The following is a 1501-nucleotide window of genomic DNA, read 5'->3' as shown; positions in this document are numbered from 1 at the left end:
TTTGCCCGTACTGGTTTGCCGGGCAAACCAGTACGGAATAGCATCTTATTTGCATGCTGATGTGCAAGATGGTATTCCGTTCTGCCTTCCAGGATACTGGCTGCAGCTGGCGGGTTGTTGCCAGTGGAGGTAGGACATGCGCCGGCAAACTACGAATATTCGGCCAGAGCATCCGATGCTTTCCGCTTTTGTTTCGGGTCTGCCGGTGCGCTCGGGTTCAACAACGAACACTCAGGGCACGCTGATATCAGCTTCCTATATTTGCTTCGCCGAACCCTGGCCTGCATGCCTGTCATTGCATCCCGCTGATGGAGGCGATCATGACCTTAGCTGCAACCGCGCCGTACACTGCCTATGTTGGTATTGACTGGGCTGATCGCAAACATGATTTATGCCTTCAGGTCGCTGGAGGTGGCACGCAGGAATACGGGGTTCTTGAGCATACCCCAGAGGCGATAGAGCGGTGGGCGAACGCACTGCATAAGCGATTTGGCGGCCCAATTGCCATCTGTCTGGAGACGACCAAAGGACCGCTCGTCAATGCCCTGCTGCGGTACGAGTTTTTTGTACTATTTCCAGTTCATGCAGCCACTCTGGCCGGTTACCGCAAGGCGTTCTCGCCCAGCGGTGCCAAGGATGATCCGTCAGACGCCCGCATTGCGCTCGATCTTCTGCTGCGCCACCCGGAACGGTTGCAAGCGCTCAAACCCCAATCCTCATCCATGCGAATGCTGGCTACTTTAGTGGAAGAGCGCCGCCAGGTGGGCGATGCCATTATCCGTATTACCAACCGTCTTGGAAGCGTACTTAAACAGTACTACCCGCAGGTACTGGACTGGTTCGAGCATCGCAATACCATCATGTTCTGCGACTTCCTCACACGCTGGCCAACAGTCATGCATGCCAAGCGTGCGCGGGCCACAACATTGCAAGCGTTCTTCCATGCGCATCATTGCTGTCGAAAGGGGCTGGTCGCAGCGCGGATTGACAGTATTCGATCCTCGACGCCTCTAACAGAGGATCCGGCTATCATCCGCCCGGCGCAGTTGACGGTGCAAACTCTGGTCGCACAGCTGCGCGTCTTGATTGAGGCTGTTGAAGAATTTGATGAGGAAATCGACGCGATCTCAAAAGAGGTTCCTGACTATGCCCTGTTTGCGTCGCTTCCTGGTGCCGGTCATATACAGGCGCCACGTTTGCTGGTTGCCTTCGGCGAAGACCGTGACCGTTTCATAGATGCTGCTCAGGTGCAGTGCTATGCAGGTATTGCGCCAGTGATCGAGCGCAGCGGTAACCGCTGCTGGGTACATTGGCGCTTCGCTTGTTCAACATTCTTGCGACAAACCTTTGTGGAGTGGGCCGGGTCGACGGTAACCCGGTCAGCATGGGCTGGGACGTTCTATCGGCAACAGCGAAACAAGGGTGCCGCCCACGGCGTGGCGATACGTGCTTTAGCGTTCAAGTGGATCCGGATTCTCTACAAGGTTTGGAAAAACCGGCA

At 55.8% G+C, this 1501-nt stretch carries 1 protein-coding gene; it reads left to right on the top strand.

All coding sequences use genetic code 11. The features are described from left to right. Positions 1-320: 320 nt before the first annotated feature. A partial coding sequence (locus ACFQUU_RS29245; protein WP_382252145.1) for an IS110 family transposase occupies positions 321-1501 on the top strand: 1181 nt, incomplete at its 3' end.

Source organism: Herbaspirillum sp. GCM10030257, from assembly GCF_042666555.1.
Lineage (GTDB): Bacteria > Pseudomonadota > Gammaproteobacteria > Burkholderiales > Burkholderiaceae_D > Noviherbaspirillum.
The sequence above is the reverse complement of the archived record's forward strand: the minus strand, read 5'-3'. Positions and strand labels throughout refer to the sequence as shown.